General features: G+C 73.3%; 13 protein-coding genes. 7 read left to right on the forward strand and 6 right to left on the reverse strand.

Annotated elements, in window-relative coordinates; all coding sequences use genetic code 11:
• The 5 genes from DMB42_RS11875 to DMB42_RS11895 all read left to right on the forward strand — a co-directional run bounded on the left by DMB42_RS11875 (position 1) and on the right by DMB42_RS11895 (position 4925).
• A complete protein-coding gene (locus DMB42_RS11875; protein WP_125633634.1) occupies positions 1-1203 on the forward strand; it encodes a (Fe-S)-binding protein in 1203 nt (400 codons plus the stop codon).
• Positions 1200-1943 carry an IclR family transcriptional regulator gene (locus DMB42_RS11880; protein WP_125633636.1) on the forward strand — a complete coding sequence of 248 codons (744 nt, stop codon included), beginning with the start codon at positions 1200-1202 and terminating at the stop codon, positions 1941-1943. Before DMB42_RS11875 ends, DMB42_RS11880 begins: the two co-directional genes overlap by 4 nt.
• 48 nt (positions 1944-1991) lie before the next feature.
• Positions 1992-2732: an IclR family transcriptional regulator gene (locus DMB42_RS11885; protein ID WP_125633638.1), complete on the forward strand. Its 741-nt coding sequence runs from the start codon at positions 1992-1994 to the stop codon at positions 2730-2732.
• A gap of 4 nt (positions 2733-2736) precedes the next feature.
• Complete coding sequence (locus DMB42_RS11890) at positions 2737-2949, forward strand: DUF2277 domain-containing protein (RefSeq protein ID WP_125633640.1); 213 nt, start codon at positions 2737-2739, stop codon at positions 2947-2949.
• A 62-nt stretch (positions 2950-3011) separates the two neighbouring features.
• Positions 3012-4925 carry a hypothetical protein gene (locus tag DMB42_RS11895; RefSeq protein WP_125633642.1) on the forward strand — a complete coding sequence of 638 codons (1914 nt, stop codon included), beginning with the start codon at positions 3012-3014 and terminating at the stop codon, positions 4923-4925.
• 52 nt (positions 4926-4977) lie between these two features.
• On the opposite strand, the gene DMB42_RS11900 is transcribed toward DMB42_RS11895, so the two are convergent.
• Positions 4978-5391, reverse strand: coding sequence for a hypothetical protein (locus DMB42_RS11900; RefSeq protein ID WP_125633644.1), 414 nt, complete (start codon positions 5389-5391; stop codon positions 4978-4980).
• A 93-nt stretch (positions 5392-5484) separates the two neighbouring features.
• Here DMB42_RS11900 and DMB42_RS11905 point away from each other — a divergent pair, with 93 nt between their 5' ends.
• Both DMB42_RS11905 and DMB42_RS11910 read left to right on the forward strand, forming a co-directional pair.
• On the forward strand, positions 5485-6162 hold the full coding sequence (locus DMB42_RS11905; RefSeq protein ID WP_125633646.1) for a response regulator transcription factor: 678 nt from the start codon (positions 5485-5487) through the stop codon (positions 6160-6162).
• The gene (locus tag DMB42_RS11910; RefSeq protein ID WP_125633648.1) at positions 6159-7397 is read left to right on the forward strand and encodes a HAMP domain-containing sensor histidine kinase; all 1239 of its coding nucleotides are present in this window, start codon (positions 6159-6161) and stop codon (positions 7395-7397) included. Before DMB42_RS11905 ends, DMB42_RS11910 begins: the two co-directional genes overlap by 4 nt.
• Before the next feature lie 40 nt (positions 7398-7437).
• On the opposite strand, the gene DMB42_RS11915 is transcribed toward DMB42_RS11910, so the two are convergent.
• From DMB42_RS11915 to DMB42_RS11935, 5 genes are all read right to left on the reverse strand, one after another.
• Positions 7438-8106 (reverse strand): HNH endonuclease family protein, encoded by a 669-nt coding sequence (locus DMB42_RS11915; RefSeq protein ID WP_229824582.1) that lies wholly within the window; start codon positions 8104-8106, stop codon positions 7438-7440.
• A gap of 61 nt (positions 8107-8167) precedes the next feature.
• Positions 8168-11275, reverse strand: a complete 3108-nt coding sequence (locus DMB42_RS11920) for a 2Fe-2S iron-sulfur cluster-binding protein (RefSeq protein WP_125633650.1) — start codon at positions 11273-11275, stop codon at positions 8168-8170.
• A complete protein-coding gene (locus DMB42_RS11925; protein WP_125633652.1) occupies positions 11272-11520 on the reverse strand; it encodes a sarcosine oxidase subunit delta in 249 nt (82 codons plus the stop codon). Before DMB42_RS11925 ends, DMB42_RS11920 begins: the two co-directional genes overlap by 4 nt.
• Positions 11520-12722 carry a sarcosine oxidase subunit beta family protein gene (locus DMB42_RS11930; RefSeq protein ID WP_125633654.1) on the reverse strand — a complete coding sequence of 401 codons (1203 nt, stop codon included), beginning with the start codon at positions 12720-12722 and terminating at the stop codon, positions 11520-11522. Before DMB42_RS11930 ends, DMB42_RS11925 begins: the two co-directional genes overlap by 1 nt.
• Positions 12719-15112, reverse strand: a complete 2394-nt coding sequence (locus DMB42_RS11935) for an FAD-dependent oxidoreductase (RefSeq protein ID WP_125633899.1) — start codon at positions 15110-15112, stop codon at positions 12719-12721. Before DMB42_RS11935 ends, DMB42_RS11930 begins: the two co-directional genes overlap by 4 nt.
• Positions 15113-15184: the final 72 nt, after the last annotated feature.

Here is a 15184-nt window from a genome sequence, read left to right on the forward strand (position 1 = left end):
ATGGACCCGGAGCTGATCGGCGACTGCGTGCACTGCGGCTTCTGCCTGCCGACCTGCCCGACGTACGCGTTGTGGGGCGAGGAGATGGACTCCCCGCGCGGGCGTATCCACCTGATGCAGCAGCACGTCGAGGGCACTCCGGTGACGCCGGAGATGGCCGGGCACTTCGACGCCTGCCTGGGCTGCATGGCGTGTGTCACGGCCTGCCCGTCGGGCGTGCGCTACGACCGGCTGATCGAGCTGACCCGGGTCGAGGTGGAGCGTACGCACGTGCGCGAGCCCCGGGAGCGGGCCGTGCGGGAGATCGTGTTCAGCCTGTTCCCCTACCCGCGCCGGCTGCGGCTGCTGCGGCCCACGATGTGGCTGGCCGGGCGGATGGCGCCGTTCCTGGCGCGGGTCCATCCGAGCCTCGGGGCCATGGCCGCGCTCGCGCCGCCCGTGGAGCACCGGCAGCGCCTGCCGCGCCTGGTCAGGGCCAGGGGCGGGCGCAGGGCCGTGGTGGGGATGCTGACCGGGTGCGTGCAGGGGGAGTTCTTCCCGCAGGTGAACGCGGCCACCGCGCGGGTGCTGGCGCTGGAGGGCTGCGACGTGCTCGTCCCGGCGGGGCAGGGCTGCTGCGGGGCGCTCAGCGTGCACGCCGGGCGTGCGGAGCAGGCCCGGCGGCTGGCCCGCCGGACGGTCAGGGCGTTCCGTAGGGCCGGGGTCGAGACGGTCGTGGTGAACGCGGCCGGCTGCGGCTCCACGATGAAGGAGTACGCCGAGCTGCTCGGCGCCGATCCCGGGTTCAAGGTGATGGACCTGTCGGAGTTCCTGGCCGAGCTGGGCCCGGCGGCCAGGCGGCATCCGCTGCCGCTCACCGTCGCCTACCACGACGCCTGCCACCTGGCCCACGCCCAGGGCGTCCGGGCCCAGCCGCGCGAGCTGCTGCGCGGCATCCCGGAGCTGGAGCTGCGGGAGATCCCGGAGTCGGCGATCTGCTGCGGGTCGGCGGGGACGTACAACATTCTTCAGCCGGAGGCGGCCCGCGACCTCGGTGACCGGAAAGCAGGGGCGGTCGGCTCCACCGGGGCCGAGCTGCTGGTCTCGGCCAATCCGGGCTGCACGATGCAGATCGCCTCCGCGATGCGGCGGGCCGGGAAGGAGATCAGGGTGGCCCACACCGCCGAGGTGCTGGACGCCTCGCTGCGCGGGGTGTCCCTGTGAGCGTCCAGTCGGTCGAGCGGGCGCTCGACGTGCTGGAGGCGCTGGCCGAGCATGGCGGCGAGGCCGGCCTGTCGGAGATCGCGGCCAGCACGGGCCTGCCGTACGGGACCATCCACCGGCTGCTGCAGACGTTGCTCGCCCGCGGTTACGTACGTCAGGAGTCCGACCGCCGGTACGCGCTGGGCGGCGGGCTGGTCCGGCTGGGCGGCATCGCGGAGAGCATGGTGGGCGTGTGGGCGCAGCCGTACCTGACGCGGATGGTGGAGTTGTCGGGCGAGACCGCCAACCTGGCCGTGCTCGAAGGCGACTTCGTCGTCTACGTGGCGCAGGTGCCCTCGCCGCGCAGGTTGCGCATGTTCGCCGAGGTCGGCCGGCGGGTGTTGCCGCACAGCACGGCCGTGGGCAAGGCGCTGCTGGCGGGACGGCCGGCCGCGGAGTCGGTGGCGGTGTTCGAGCGTACGGGCATGCCGCGGCGCACCCCGAACACGATCACCGACATCGCCGGCATGCTGGCCGAGCTCGACCGGGTCGAGGAACGCGGCTACGCCATGGACCTGGGCGAGGAGGAGCTGGGTGTGCACTGCCTGGCGGTGCCCGTACGGGACGGCGAGCGGGTGGTGGCCGCGATGTCGGTGTCGGGGCCGGCCGAGCGCATCGACGCCCTGGACCGCGACGAGCTGGCCGAGGGCATGCGGAGGATCGCCCACGACTTCGGCCGCGAACTCGCCCCGGGCCGCTGAGACCGCGTCCCGGGTGCGGAGCGGGGCAACCGGTTATCGTGTTGCGCTATGAGCAACAGCACGACGGTTCAGTCCGTCGACCGGGCCATCGCGATCCTGGAGATCCTGGCCCGCGAGGGCTCCACCCGGGTGACGGACCTCGCGGTCGAGCTCGACGTGCACAAGTCCACCGCGTTCCGGCTGCTGGCCGCCCTGGAGCAGGGCGGGCTCGTGGAGCAGAGCGGCGACCGGGGGCGCTACCGGCTGGGGTTCGGCGTCGTACGGCTGGCGGGCGCGGCCACGGCCCAGCTCGACCTGTCGCGGGAGAGCCGCGAGGTGTGCCTGCGCCTGGCCGAGACGGTCGGCGAGACCGTCAACATCGCCGTCCCCCAGGACGGCGACGCGGTCAACATCAGCCAGGTACGCGGCCCGGCGGCGATCAGCGGCCACAACTGGGTCGGCCAGCGCACCCCCTCGCACGCCACCTCCAGCGGCAAGGTGCTGCTCGCCTTCGGCGCCCTCCGCCTGACCGGCGAGCTGGAGCGCTACACGCCCCGCACCCTCACCTCCCCCGCCGAACTGGGCCTGGAGGAGATCAGGGAGCGCGGCTGGGCGGCCACGGTGGAGGAGCTTGAGGTGGGCCTGAACGCCGTGGCGGCCCCGGTCAGGGGGGCCGATGGCTCGGTGGTGGCCGCCGTCAGCGCGTCGGGGCCGTCCTACCGGCTCACGCCCGAGCGGCTGCCCGAGGTCGCCGTGCTGCTCGTCGAGGGCGCGAAGGAGATAAGCCAGCGCATCGGCTATTACCGTTGAAACCATGTGCAGAAGCATCAAGACCCTGAGGCCGCCGTACGCCGACAGCGTGACCGAGGAGGACGTGCGGGCCGCCGCGCTCCAGTACGTCAGGAAGATCTCCGGCTTCCGCGCCCCCGCCGCGCACAACGCCGAGGCGTTCGACCGGGCCGTGGAGGCGATCACCAAGGCGTCCGAGGAGTTGCTGGGGGCGCTGGAAGTTCGCGGAGGTCGTTGACACGCCCGCGCCGCCGGAGAAGTGTCCTGGCATATGACCCAGCCATCCCCCGGGGAGCTGCCATGATCAGCGGGTTGTACGAGGGACAGGACGGCGATTCGCGGCTCGCGCTCAGGGTGGACGTCGACGGTCCCCGTCCGGCCCGCGGCGTCAGCGGCGACCTGTTCACGGTGGCCGGTTCGACGACCTCCTACGCCGGCTCGTTCGTCGTCGGCTCCCCGGTCGTACGGGCCGAGGGGGACGAGACGCGGGTCGAGGGGCGGGGGGCGTTCACCTTCGACAGCCCGGCGGAGGACGTGAGCGTCGCGATCACCGGCCAGGGCGCCACGGCGGCGCTGGCCGGGCGCGTCTTCCCGCTGGCCTTCACCTCGCCGTACTTCCGCAGCGTGCTGCTGGAGCAGGACTCGGTGGCGGGGGCCGTGCCGTTCGTGTCGTACGGGACGGGTTCGCTGCCCTCGCCGTCCGGCTCCGCGGCCAGGACGCTGAGCGTCGTCGCGGCCTACGCCGAGGCCGGCGTCGAGCTGACCCTCGCCCCACCCGGCGTGATCCCCGTGGACGGCGCCGGCGCCGACCTGGCGTGGGACGACGCCGAGCTGCACCACGCGATGACCCAGCAGTTCAGCCGGTACGCCGACGCCCCGGCCTGGCGGGTGTGGCTGCTGGTGGCGAGCAGGCACGTAGGCGGCTACCGGGGCATCATGTTCGACTACGACGACGCCCACCAGCGGCAGGGCTCGGCGGTCTTCTACGAGGAGATCAAGGGCACGACGCCGCAGGCGCAGCGGGCGCAGTTGCGTACGTACATGCACGAGCTGGGGCACGCGTTCAACCTGCTGCACTCCTGGCAGAAGGATCTGGCCGTGCCGCCGCAGCCGCTGGGCCCCGAGGGCGGCTTCGGCGACCTGTCGTGGATGAACTACGTGCAGAACTACCGTCCGGGCGGCGAGCCCGGTTACTGGGCGGCCTTCCCGTTCCAGTTCACCGATCCGGAGCTGGTCCACCTCCGCCACGGCTTCTACCGCGACGTGGCCATGGGCGCGAACGCGTTCGGCACCAGGGCCGCCGAGGTGGCCCCGTTCGAGCCGCCGGTCGAGGACCACTCGGGGCTGCGGCTGGAGCTGCGCGCCAAGGAGGCGTTCGAGCTGGGCGAGCCGGTCGTGGTCGAGCTCAAGCTCGCCGTCACGGGCGAGCCGCGCGGCACGCACGGCCACCTGCACCCCGACACCGAGTTCACCCAGGTCTCGATCACCCAGCCGGGCGGCCGGACCGTCCTGTACCGCCCGATGATGCGCCACTGCGTGGACACCTCGCCCCGGATCCGCCTGGACGACGGCAACCCGGCCATGTACCGCAGCGCGTACATCGGGCACGGCCGCGACGGCCACTACTTCCAGCAGCCCGGCGAGTACCGGGTGCGCGCCCAGTACATCGCCGCCGACGGCTCCCGCGTCGTCTCCCCGCCGTGCGTGGTCCGGGTACGCCTCCCGGTCAGCGCGGACGACCACGCGGTGGCCGAGCTGATGCTGGGCGAGGAGCAGGGCAAGCTGTTCTCGTTGCTCGGCTCGGACTCGACGGCCCTGCGCGCCGGCAACCAGGCCCTCGACGAGCTGCTCGACCGGTACGGCAGCCATCCCCTGGCCGTCTACGCCCGGCTGGTCAAGGGCCTGAACGCCGAACGCGGCTTCAAGGCGCTGACCGCGGACAGGCGGTTGCACGTCCGGCCGCCCGACCCCGAGCAGGGCATCGAGCACCTGTCCAGGGTCGCCCGCCAGGACGGCGTCGACAACATCACCCTCAACCTGGTCCTGCGCCGCCTGGCCAGGGCCGAGGCCCGCCAAGGCGATTTGGCGCGGGCCGAGGCCGTCATGGACCGGATGGTCGCGCTGTTCGCGGCGAAGGGCGTCAACCCGATCGTCATGGGCCAGATCACCCGACAGGCCGAACTCACGAAGTCAGCCCTCGCCGCCGAATCCTGACCCCTCTGGAGGCGGGCGGGCCCTTCAAGGGGGCGGTGCAGCGGCGGGGTGGTCAGCGGGCGGCTGGGCCCTCCGGGGTGCAGATGATCTTGAGTTCGACCTCCCTGCCGTCCTCCGGCTCGAACTCGACCTTCACCTCGCGCGCCGGGCCCGCCTCGACGCCGTCCACCGAGTAACCCTGGGCGGGGCTCCAGGAGCGCAGGGTGACCAGGCCGCCGCCGGAGCAGGAGGCGATCACCGTACCGCCCGGACTGCGCACGAGCCGGTCCTGGGCGCGGGCGGCCGTGCGGGGCGGCGGGGTGGCGGCGCGCGCGGTGGCGGTGGCCAGGGCGGCGCGCACCTCGGGCCCGCTGAGCACCCGGCTGGAGGTGCCGGTGACGCCGGTGCCGAGCAGGCCGAGCACCGCGACCGCCGCGCCGGTCGCGGCGACCGCGGTGGCGGCCCAGGCCAGCACGAGACGTTTCACGCCCCCACCCTCTCCCATGTACGGCTAAGCGCAGGTTAAGGGCATCCTAAGGATGCTCGGCGCACTGTCAGGGACCGGTTACGGTTTGGGTATATGGCTGACATCCTGCTCATCGAGGACGACGTGACCATCCGGACGTCGTTGAGCCGGGGCCTGCGCGATCTCGGCCACGCGGTCTCCTCCTCCCCGACCGCGCTGGAGGGTCTGCGGCTGGCCGTGCAGGACCGTCCCGATCTGATCGTGCTCGACCTGGGCCTGCCCGACCTCGACGGCGTCGAGCTGCTGCGCATGTTGCGGGCGGTGAGCCGGGTGCCGGTGATCGTGGCGACCGCCCGCGACGGCGACGCCGAGATGGTCCCCGTCCTGGACGCGGGGGCCGACGACTACGTGGTCAAGCCGTACAGCGCGGCGCAGCTCGACGCCCGGGTGCGGGCCGTGTTGCGGCGCGCGGGCGAGGCGGCGCCCGAACCGCTGGCCGTGGGCGGGCTGCGCGTCGACCCCCGCGCGCGTACGGCCACGCTCGACGGCGTGTCGCTCGACCTGACGCCGCGCGAGTTCGACGTGCTGCACTTCCTCGCGGCGCGGCCCGGCGAGGTGGTCACCAAGCGCGAGCTGCTGACGGAGGTGTGGCGGCTCCCGTACGGCGGGGCGGACAAGACCGTGGACGTGCATCTGTCGTGGCTGCGCAGGAAGCTCGGCGAGACCGCGGCCGAACCCCGCTACCTGCACACCGTCAGAGGCGTCGGGGTCAAGCTGGTCGGCCCGTCGTGAGGCGCTGGCTGGCGCTGCTGGTGGCGGCGACGACGTCGCTCGTGCTGATCGCGCTGCTGGTGCCGATGGCGCTGCTCATCGGGGCGGTGGCCGAGAACGGCGCGATGAGCAGGGCCACCGCGGCCGCCGAGTCCGTGGCGGTCGCGGTCGGCACGCCCGACCTGGCGCTGGCCGTCGAGCAGGTGCCGCGGCCCGTGACGGTGTTCCTGCCCCACGAGACGACGTTGGGCGCGCCCGCCGCCCGCTCCGACGCCGTACGGCTGGCCGCGACCGGCCGCAGCGTGACCGCCGCCGCCCCCGGCGGCAGGGAGGTGCTGGTGTCGGCGCAGTCGCCCGACGGCACCGCCGTGATCAGGGTGTTCGTGCCGGATGCCGAGCTGACGCAGGGTGTGCGGGCGGCCTGGCTGGCGCTGCTGGTGCTCGGGCTGGGGCTCGTGGTGCTCGGCATCGTGCTGGCCGACCGGCTGGCGCTGGCCGTGACCAGGCCCGTGGACGGGCTGGCGCGGGTGTCCCACCGGCTGGCCGGGGGCGACCTGAGCGCGCGGGCCGAGCCGGGCGGGCCGCCCGAGGTGCGGTCGGTGGCGATGGCGCTCAACCACCTGGCCGGGCGCATCGGCGACCTGCTGGCGGCCGAGCGCGAGTCGGTCGCCGACCTGTCCCACCGGCTGCGCACGCCGCTGACCGGCCTCAGGCTGGAGGCGGAGTCGCTGCGCGACCCGGAGGAGGCGGGCCGGGTGCAGGCCAGGGTGGATGCCCTTGAGCGGGCGGTCAGCGCGGTCATCACCGAGGCGCGGCGGCGTTCGGCCGGGCGCGGCCCGTGCGACGCGGCCGAGGTGGTTCGGGAGCGGGTGCGGTTCTGGTCGGTGCTGGCCGAGGATCAGGGGCGGCCGGTGTCGGTGTCGCTGCCCGACCTCCCCGCGCCGGTCGCCGTCGGCGGCGAGGAACTGGCCGCGTGCGTGGACGCGCTGCTCGGCAACGTGTTCGCGCACACACCGGAGGGGACCGCCATGGCCGTACGGCTGTCGCGGCGGCCCTCCGGCGCGCTGCTGGTCGTGGAGGACTCGGGGCCGGGGTTCGACCCTGGGTTGCTGGAACGGGGGAACAGCGGGCGCGGCTCGACCGGGCTCGGGCTGGACATCGCCCGGCGTACCGCCGAGTCCTGCGGCGGCACGCTGGCCGTCACGGTCCCCGACGGCGGCGGGGCCCGCGTGGAGGTGGCGTTGACCGCCCCTTAGCGCCGGCCGGGCTTCCTCGGCGGGCGTGGATCCACGGGTCTCAGCAGTCCTTGAGGATGCCTTCCATGGCGGTCTTCTCGGCCGCGGTGACCCAGACGTCGTACTTGCTCTTGACGTCGATCTGGCGGGCGATGTACGCGCACCGGTACGCCTTGCGCGGCGGCAGCCAGGTGGCCGCGTCGGAGTCGCTCTTCTGGCCGTTCAGCGGGCCGTCCACCGCCAGCAGGTTCAGCGGGTCGTTGGCGAACTCCTTGCGCTTGGTCGCCGACCACTGCTGGGCGCCCTTCTGCCAGGCGTCCGACAGCGGCACCAGGTGGTCGATCTGCACGGCCGTGCTGGTGTCCTGGCCGCGCTTGAAGCTGATCGTCTTGCCGCTGTACGGGTCGTCGAGCGTGCCGCTGAGCACGATGCAGTCGTGGGTCCCGGCCTTGAACGTCTCGTCCTTCATGTCGCGCTTGAGAATGTCGTTACGGGTGTCGCAACCGTTGTGGTCCACGTCCGACCAGGCGGGGCCGAACTCGTCCCGGTCGAAGCCGGTACGCGCGGCGCGGCCCTTGACCTGGAGCTTGTCCAGCTTCTTGCGGGCGTCCGAGACCGACGCCGAGTCCGGCTTGGCCGGGTCCTTGCCGCCCGACTGCGCCGCCAGGCCCCCACAGCCGGTCAACATCGTCACCGCGGCCAGACCGGCCATGAACGCCCGTGCGCGCACGTGATCCCCCAGACTCCCTGTTTTCGTAAAGTCTAGGTATAGCGAGTACCCCTAAATGGCCTTATAACGCCAAAATGGCGTCCAACAGCCACTCCGCCAGGTAGGACGTGAACGATGACCTGACGTGGATCCGGTACACGTCGGGCGCCCGCCGTTCCAGGATCACCGAGGTCTTCCCCAGCAGCGTCTGCGTGTGCCCCGGGAACACGCCGGGATGCAGGTCCACGGGACAGCCGGTGATCAGCACGTCCAGCGCCGCCGGTCCCGACAATTCCAGGATCGTCCGCTGCCCCGAGACGTCCACCCAGTCCGGGCCCGGCGCGGCCTCCCCGGCGACCAGCCACCAGGACGGCCCCAGCCGCAGCCCGACGCCCGGATCGGCGCCCCGCACCTCCCACATCGGCTCGAACGCCGCCTCGCGCAGCCGTACGGACGGCCCGCTCGCCGCCGCGAACCGCGCGGCGATCGCCGCGGCCGGGCTCTCCCTCACGAGGGCCCCGCCGGGTCCGACCGGCGCGCCCTCCGACGGATCGCCGTCGCGGCGGGCGTTGTCCGGGTCGTACAGGACCGGCTCGACGACCGTCACGCCGTGCGCCGCCGTCCCCGACACGGCCGTGAGCCGGTCCCCCGGCACCGCGTCCCTGACCATGGCCAGCGCGAACGTACGCCCGAGCGCGGCACTGGCGTAGCCGGAGGTCACGTGGCCGAGCATGGGCGCGACGCCGGGCTCACCCCTGACGAGCTGCGCGCCCTCCTCGATCGTCGTCGCGGGGTCGTCGGCGAGCAGGCCGACCAGCCGCTTACGGCCCTCCCGGGCGGTGTCGGGGCGGGCGTGCGAGCGCCTGCCCACGAAGTCGGGCTTGCGCGGCGAGACGATCCACGACATGCCGAGGTCGTGCGGGGTGACCGTGCCGTCGGTCTCCTGGCCGACGATCGCGAACCCCTTCTCGGCCCGCAACACGTGCATGGCCTCGGTCCCGTACGGCACCGCGCCCAGTTGCAGCACCGCCTCCCACAACGCCCTCCCGTACGGCCAGGGCACGTTGACCTCGTAGGCCAGCTCGCCGGAGAAGCTGATCCTGAACACCCGGCCGGGCACGCCGAGCACGTCCGTCTCCGCGTACCGCATGAAGGCCAGGTCGAGCGCGCCGGGCGCGACGGCCGCGAGCACGCGGCGCGCCTTCGGGCCCGCCACGGCCACCGTCGCCCAGTGGTCGGTGACCGAGGTGAAGGAGACGTCGAGCCCCGGCCACTCGGTCTGCCGCCACTCCTCCAGCCAGTCGAGCACGGCGGCGGCGTTGCCGGTGGTCGTGGTCATGAGGTAGCGGTCCTCGGCGAGCCTGGTCGTGGTGCCGTCGTCGAACACCATGCCGTCGGCCCGGCACATCAGGCCGTAGCGGCAGGCGCCGACGGCCAGTGTGGAGTACATGTTGGTGTAGATCCGGTCGAGGAACACGCCCGCGTCCGCGCCCCGAATGTCGATCTTGCCGAGGGTGGAGGCGTCCATGGCGGCCACGGACGTGCGCGCGGCCCGGCACTCGCGCAGGACGGCCACCTCCATCGGCTCGCCGTCCAGCGGGAAGTAGCGGGGGCGCTTCCACTGGCCGACGTCCTCGAACACGGCGCCCGCCGCGACGTGCGAGGCGTGCATGGCGGTGGTCCTGACGGGGTCGGAGAGCGCGCCGCGGTCGCGCCCGGCGAGCGTGGCGAACGACACCGGCGTGTACGGCGGCCGGAACGTGGTCGTGCCCACCTGTCCAGGAGCGGTCCCGAGCAGGGCCGACATCACGCCGACGACGACCGCGCCCGACGTCTTGCCCTGGTCGGCGCCGGTGCCCGCGGTGGTGTAGCGCTTGACGTGCTCGACCGAACGCATCCCGGCCCCGGTCGCCCTGGCCAGGTCGGCCACGGTCACGTCGCGGTGCAGGTCGGCGAAGGCGGGCTCGTCGTCCTCCCCCTCGACCAGCCACAACTTGGCCGGGGGCCGGGGCGGCCGCTCGTCGCAGTCGGGGACGCGAAGCTCGCGGGCGGCCGATCCGGCGGCCTCCCGTCCGGCGGCGTGGCCGTCGGCGATGGCCTCGCGGGTGCCGTACAGGCCGCGGCAGGCGCCCGCGGAGTGTTCGGCCTGGGCCGAGACGTCCGGCACGAACGCCTGGAGGCCGTCGTCGAAGCGCAGCCGTCCCCCCGACTGGCTGAACAGATGCACGGCGGGGTTCCAGCCGCCCGCGACGGCCAGCAGGTCGGCCTCGATGTGCCGGTCCCCCACCCGTACGCCGGTCAGCACGCCGTCCGCGCCGGCCGTGGTGCCGGTCACCACCTGCCCGGCCAGCGTGTCGGGGGTCAGCCCTTCGGGGCGCGGGTCGACGATGGCGGCGATCTCCACCCCGGCCGCCCGCAGGTCCCGAGCGGCCTCGTAACCGGAGTCCGCGCAGGCCAGGACCACCGCGCGGCGGCCGGGGAGCACGCCGTACCGGTTGGCGTAGGCGCGGGCGGCGGCGGCCAGCATGACGCCGGGCCGGTCGTTGCCGGGGAAGGCGAGCGAACGCTCGTGCGCGCCGGTCGCCAGCACGACCCGGCGGGCCCTGATGTGCCACAGCCGCTCGCCGCGCGCCCGCCGCTCCACGGCCACCACGTAGTTGTGGTCGTGGTGGCCGACGGCCGTGGTCCTGGTGAGCACCCGCACGCCGGACAGGTCGAGCGAGTCCACCCAGTCCAGCGCGGGCGCGCCGTCGAGCAGCACCCGGCTGTTCAGCAGGTCGCCGCCCAGGCGCGGCTGGTCGTCGAGCAGGATCACCCGGACGCCGGCCGCCGCCGCCGCTGCGGCCGCCGCGAGCCCGGCCGGGCCGCCGCCGATCACCAGCACGTCGCAGTGCAGGTACCCCTTGTCGCAGCGGCGGTCGTCGGCCGCGTCGAGGTCCACCCGGCCCTTGCCGCGCAGGCTCCACGCCTCCAGCCCGTCGTACAGCTCCACGGTCGTGGCCGCCAGCATCGGGTCGGCGCCCACGCGGACCAGGGCGTTCGGCTCCTCGGGGCCGGCCGAGAAGACGCCGCGCGGGCGGCCCGACTCCACCCCCCGGCCGACCACGCGCACCCCGTTGCGCAGCAGCAGCGCGGCCAGCGTGTCGCCCGCTTCCCCCTGGAGGGTACGGCCGTCGAAGGTGAACCTCATGGCGCCTTCCTGATCTCGTGCGTGACCGTGTGCCGTTCGACGGCGAACCAGGTCCGGCAGCCGTGCGTGTGGAACCAGCGTTCGCGGAACCAGCCCTTGGGGTTGTCGCGCAGGAAGACGTAGGCGGCCCACTCCTGGTCGGACAGGTCGGCGGGGCTCTCGGGGTAGGGGACGCCGGCCTGTCCGCCGTAGTGGAACTCGTTCTCGTCGCGCGGGCCGCAGCAGGGGCAGTCGATGAGCATCATCAGTGGGCCACCGCCGCCGCGCCGTGCTCGTCGATGAGCGCGCCCGTGGTGAACCGCTCCAGCGCGAACGGCTCGGCGAGCGGATGCGGCCGGCCGTTGGCGATCGTGTCGGCGTACACCCAGCCGGAGCCGGGGGTGGCTTTGAAGCCGCCGGTGCCCCAGCCCGCGTTGACGTAGAGGCCGTCCACCGGGGTGGCGCCGATGATCGGGGAGGCGTCGGGCGAGACGTCGACGATCCCGGCCCAGGTACGCAGCACGCGGACCCGGCTGAAGACCGGGAACAGCTCCAGGGCCGCCGCCATCTGCGCCTCGATCACGTGGAACCCGCCGCGCTGCCCGTAGGAGTTGTACGCGTCGATGCCCGCCCCCATGACCAGTTCGCCCTTGTGCGCCTGGCTGACGTACACGTGGACGGCGTTGGACATGACCACGCAGTCCAGCACCGGTTCCAGCAGCTCCGACACCAGCGCCTGGAGCGGGTGCGACTGGAGCGGCAGCCGGATCCCGGCCCGCTCGGCCAGGACGGAGGTGTGCCCGGCCGCGGCCAGCGCGACCGTGCCCGCCGCGATGCGCCCCCGCGAGGTGCGCACGCCCGTCACCCGGTTCCCGGTGATCTCGAACCCGGTGACCTCGCAGCCCTGGATCAGGTCGATCCCGTACGCGTCCGCCTTGCGGGCCAGCGCCCACGCCACGTGGTCGTGCTTGGCGATGCCGCCGCGCCGCTGCAAGGTGGCCCCCAGGACGGGATGCCGCGCCCGGCCGGACACGTTGACGACCGGGCAGAACTTCCCGACCTCGTCGGCGTCCAGCCATTCGGCGTCCACGCCGTTGAGCCGGTTGGCGTTGACCCGCCGCCTGCCCTCGCGCACGTCGCTCAGGGTGTGCGCCAGGTTGAGCACGCCGCGCTGGCTGAACATCAGGTCGTAGTCCAGCTCCGCGCTCAGGCCCTCCCACAACTTCAGCGAGTGCTCGTAGATCGCCGCGCTCTCGTCCCACAGGTAGTTGGAGCGGATGATGGTGGTGTTGCGGGCCATGTTCCCGCCGGCCAGCCAGCCCTTCTCCAGGACGGCGACGTTCGTCAGGCCGTGGTTCCTGGCCAGGTAGTAGGCGGTGGCCAGGCCGTGCCCGCCGCCGCCCACGACGACGACGTCGTAGGCGGGCCTGGGGTCGGGGTTGCGCCAGAGGAAGCCGGGGTGGGTCAACGTCTGATCTTCTCCATCTGGGGGTCGTACAGCGGCTCGGCGGCGACCTCCGCGGGCACGCGGCGGCCGAAGTAGGAGATGTCCACCCTTGTCCCCGGCCCGGCCAGCTCGGCGGGCAGCCAGGCGTAGGCGATGGGCCGGCCGACGGTGTGCCCGTACGCGGCGCTGGTGACGTACCCGACGACGCGGCCGGCGTGCGAGACCGGCTCCTTGCCCATGACCACCTCGGCGCTGAGCAGCGGCACGAGCCTGCGGACCGGCTCGGTGGACAGGGCGTCGCGGCCGATGAAGTCCTTGTCCGCCTTGACCGCGAACCCCAGCCCGGCCTCGTACGGGTCGTGCTCGGTGGTCATGTCCACCCCCCAGAGCCGGTATCCCTTCTCCACCCGCAGGCTGTTGAACGCGGCCCGGCCGCCCGCGACCGGCGTCCCGGTGGCCCAGAGCGTGTCCCACAACTTCAGGCCCATGTCGGCGCTGGTGTAGAGCTCCCAGCCCAGCTCGCCCACGTACGAGACGCGCATCGCGAGGACCGGGACCTGGCCGACGTACCCGGACCGGCAGTTGAAGTAGCGGAAACCCTCGTTGGACAGGTCCATGTCCGTGAGGCCCTGCAACAACTCCCTCGCCTGCGGTCCCCACACGCCGACGCAGCAGGTGCCGGGCGTGATGTCCCTGATGTGCACGCCGTGGGGGGCGTGCCGGGCCAGCCAGTCGAGGTCGAGGTTGCCGTTCGCGCCGATCTGGAACCGGTCCTCCTCCACCCGCGCCACCGTGAGGTCGGAGCGGATGCCGCCCCGGGCGTCCAGCAGCAGCGTGTAGGTGACCGTCCCGGGCCTCTTGTCCACGTTGTTCGTGGTCATGTGCTGGAGGAACGCCGCCGCGCCCCGGCCGGCAACCTCGATGCGCTTGAGCGAGGTCATGTCGTAGAGCGCGACCCGCTCCCGGGTGGCCCACGCCTCGGCGGCGGCGACGGTTGACCAGTAGCGGCCCGCCCACGCGTCCCGGGGTGCGGCGCCGACGCGCGGCTCCTCCAGGCCGGCGAGCAGCGGCTCGTTCGCGCCGAACCAGTGCGGCCGTTCCCACCCGGCCGCCTCCAGGAAGAACGCGCCCAGCTCCACCTGCCGGGGGTGGAACGGGCTGGTCCGCATCGGACGCGGCGACTCCATGGGCTGCAACGGGTGGATGACGTCGTAGACCTCGACGAAGTTCTGCCGGCCGCGTTCCTCGACGAACGCGGGCGAGAGCTGCGCCTGCTCGAAGCGGGCCAGCTCGCACTCGTGCAGGTCCACCTCCGACCGGCCGGTCACCAGCAGGTCGGCCACCGCCCTGGCCACCCCGGCCGAGTGCGTCACCCACACGGCCTCGGCCAGCCAGAAGCCGTCCAGGTGCGGCGCCTCGCCGATCAGGGGGAAACCGTCGGGGGTGAAGGAGAAGACGCCGTTGATGCCGTCCTCGTACTTGGACTCGGCCAGCGCGGGCAGCAGTTCGGCGGCGTCGCGCCAGGCGGGGTCGAAGTCCTCCTCGGTGAACGCCTGCACCGAGGGCATGGTCGTGCCCTTGAGGGCGATCTCGTGCTGGGCGACCGGCATCGGGCGGTGGGCGTAGGAGCCGATGCCGAGGCGGTCGCCGTGCTGCCGGACGTACAGGTCGCGGTCCTGGTGGCGGAGGATCGGGCCCTCGGGCTGCGGGGGCAGCGGGCCGGACTTCGCGTACTGGTGGGCCAGCGGCAGCAGCGGCACGGTCAGCCCGGCCATCTTCCCGATCGAGGGGCCCCAGAAGCCCGCCGCGCACACGACCACGTCGGCCGGGATCGTCCGGTACTCGCCCGCGACCGTGCAGGACACGCCGGTGACCCGGCCGCCCTTCTGCTCGACGCCCGTCACGGTGTGCCCGCCGAGGAAGCGGGCCCCTCGTCCGGTGGCCCGTGCCGCCTGCGTCTCGCCGCAGGCCACGGCTCCGGCCAGGCCGTCGCTGGGGACGTACAGGCCGCCCAGCACCCTGCCGCGGTCGAGCATCGGCCACAGCTCGGCGCACTGTCCGGTGTCCAGCAGGCGGGCCTCGACGCCCCACGACTGCGCCCAGCCGAGCTTGCGGTGCAGGTCGGTCCAGCGTTCGGGGGTGGTGGCCACCTCCAGGCCGCCGACCTGCCGGAAGCAGCGTTCGCCCAGCCCGGTGTACTTGCGCACGGTGTAGGCGGCGAACTCGGTCATGGTCTTGGACGGGTTCGTCTGGAAGACCAGGCCGGGTGCGTGCGAGCTGGAGCCGCCCGCGGCGAACAGCGGCCCCCGGTCGACCACGGTGACGTCGGTCCAGCCGCGTTCGGTGAGCTCGTCGGCGACCGCGCATCCCACGATCCCCGCTCCGATGATGACCACGCGCGGCCGACCCATCACGCCTCCGGTTGTTCCTTAATACGCAACACACACCGGACTACGCAACGAACATAAGGCCCCGGATCCTCA

The organism is Nonomuraea sp. WAC 01424, from assembly GCF_003947315.1.
Classification (GTDB): domain Bacteria; phylum Actinomycetota; class Actinomycetes; order Streptosporangiales; family Streptosporangiaceae; genus Nonomuraea; species Nonomuraea spiralis.

What these genes read in the sequence shown, in the direction of transcription:
- DMB42_RS11875 (WP_125633634.1), top strand. Translation starts at nt 1, where the DNA reads ATGGACCCGGAGCTGATCGGCGACTGCGTGCACTGCGGCTTCTGCCTG.
- DMB42_RS11885 (WP_125633638.1), top strand. Translation starts at nt 1,992, where the DNA reads ATGAGCAACAGCACGACGGTTCAGTCCGTCGACCGGGCCATCGCGATC.
- DMB42_RS11890 (WP_125633640.1), top strand. Translation starts at nt 2,737, where the DNA reads ATGTGCAGAAGCATCAAGACCCTGAGGCCGCCGTACGCCGACAGCGTG.
- DMB42_RS11895 (WP_125633642.1), top strand. Translation starts at nt 3,012, where the DNA reads ATGATCAGCGGGTTGTACGAGGGACAGGACGGCGATTCGCGGCTCGCG.
- DMB42_RS11905 (WP_125633646.1), top strand. Translation starts at nt 5,485, where the DNA reads ATGGCTGACATCCTGCTCATCGAGGACGACGTGACCATCCGGACGTCG.
- DMB42_RS11920 (WP_125633650.1), bottom strand. Translation starts at nt 11,275, where the DNA reads ATGAGGTTCACCTTCGACGGCCGTACCCTCCAGGGGGAAGCGGGCGAC.
- DMB42_RS11925 (WP_125633652.1), bottom strand. Translation starts at nt 11,520, where the DNA reads ATGATGCTCATCGACTGCCCCTGCTGCGGCCCGCGCGACGAGAACGAG.
- DMB42_RS11935 (WP_125633899.1), bottom strand. Translation starts at nt 15,112, where the DNA reads ATGGGTCGGCCGCGCGTGGTCATCATCGGAGCGGGGATCGTGGGATGC.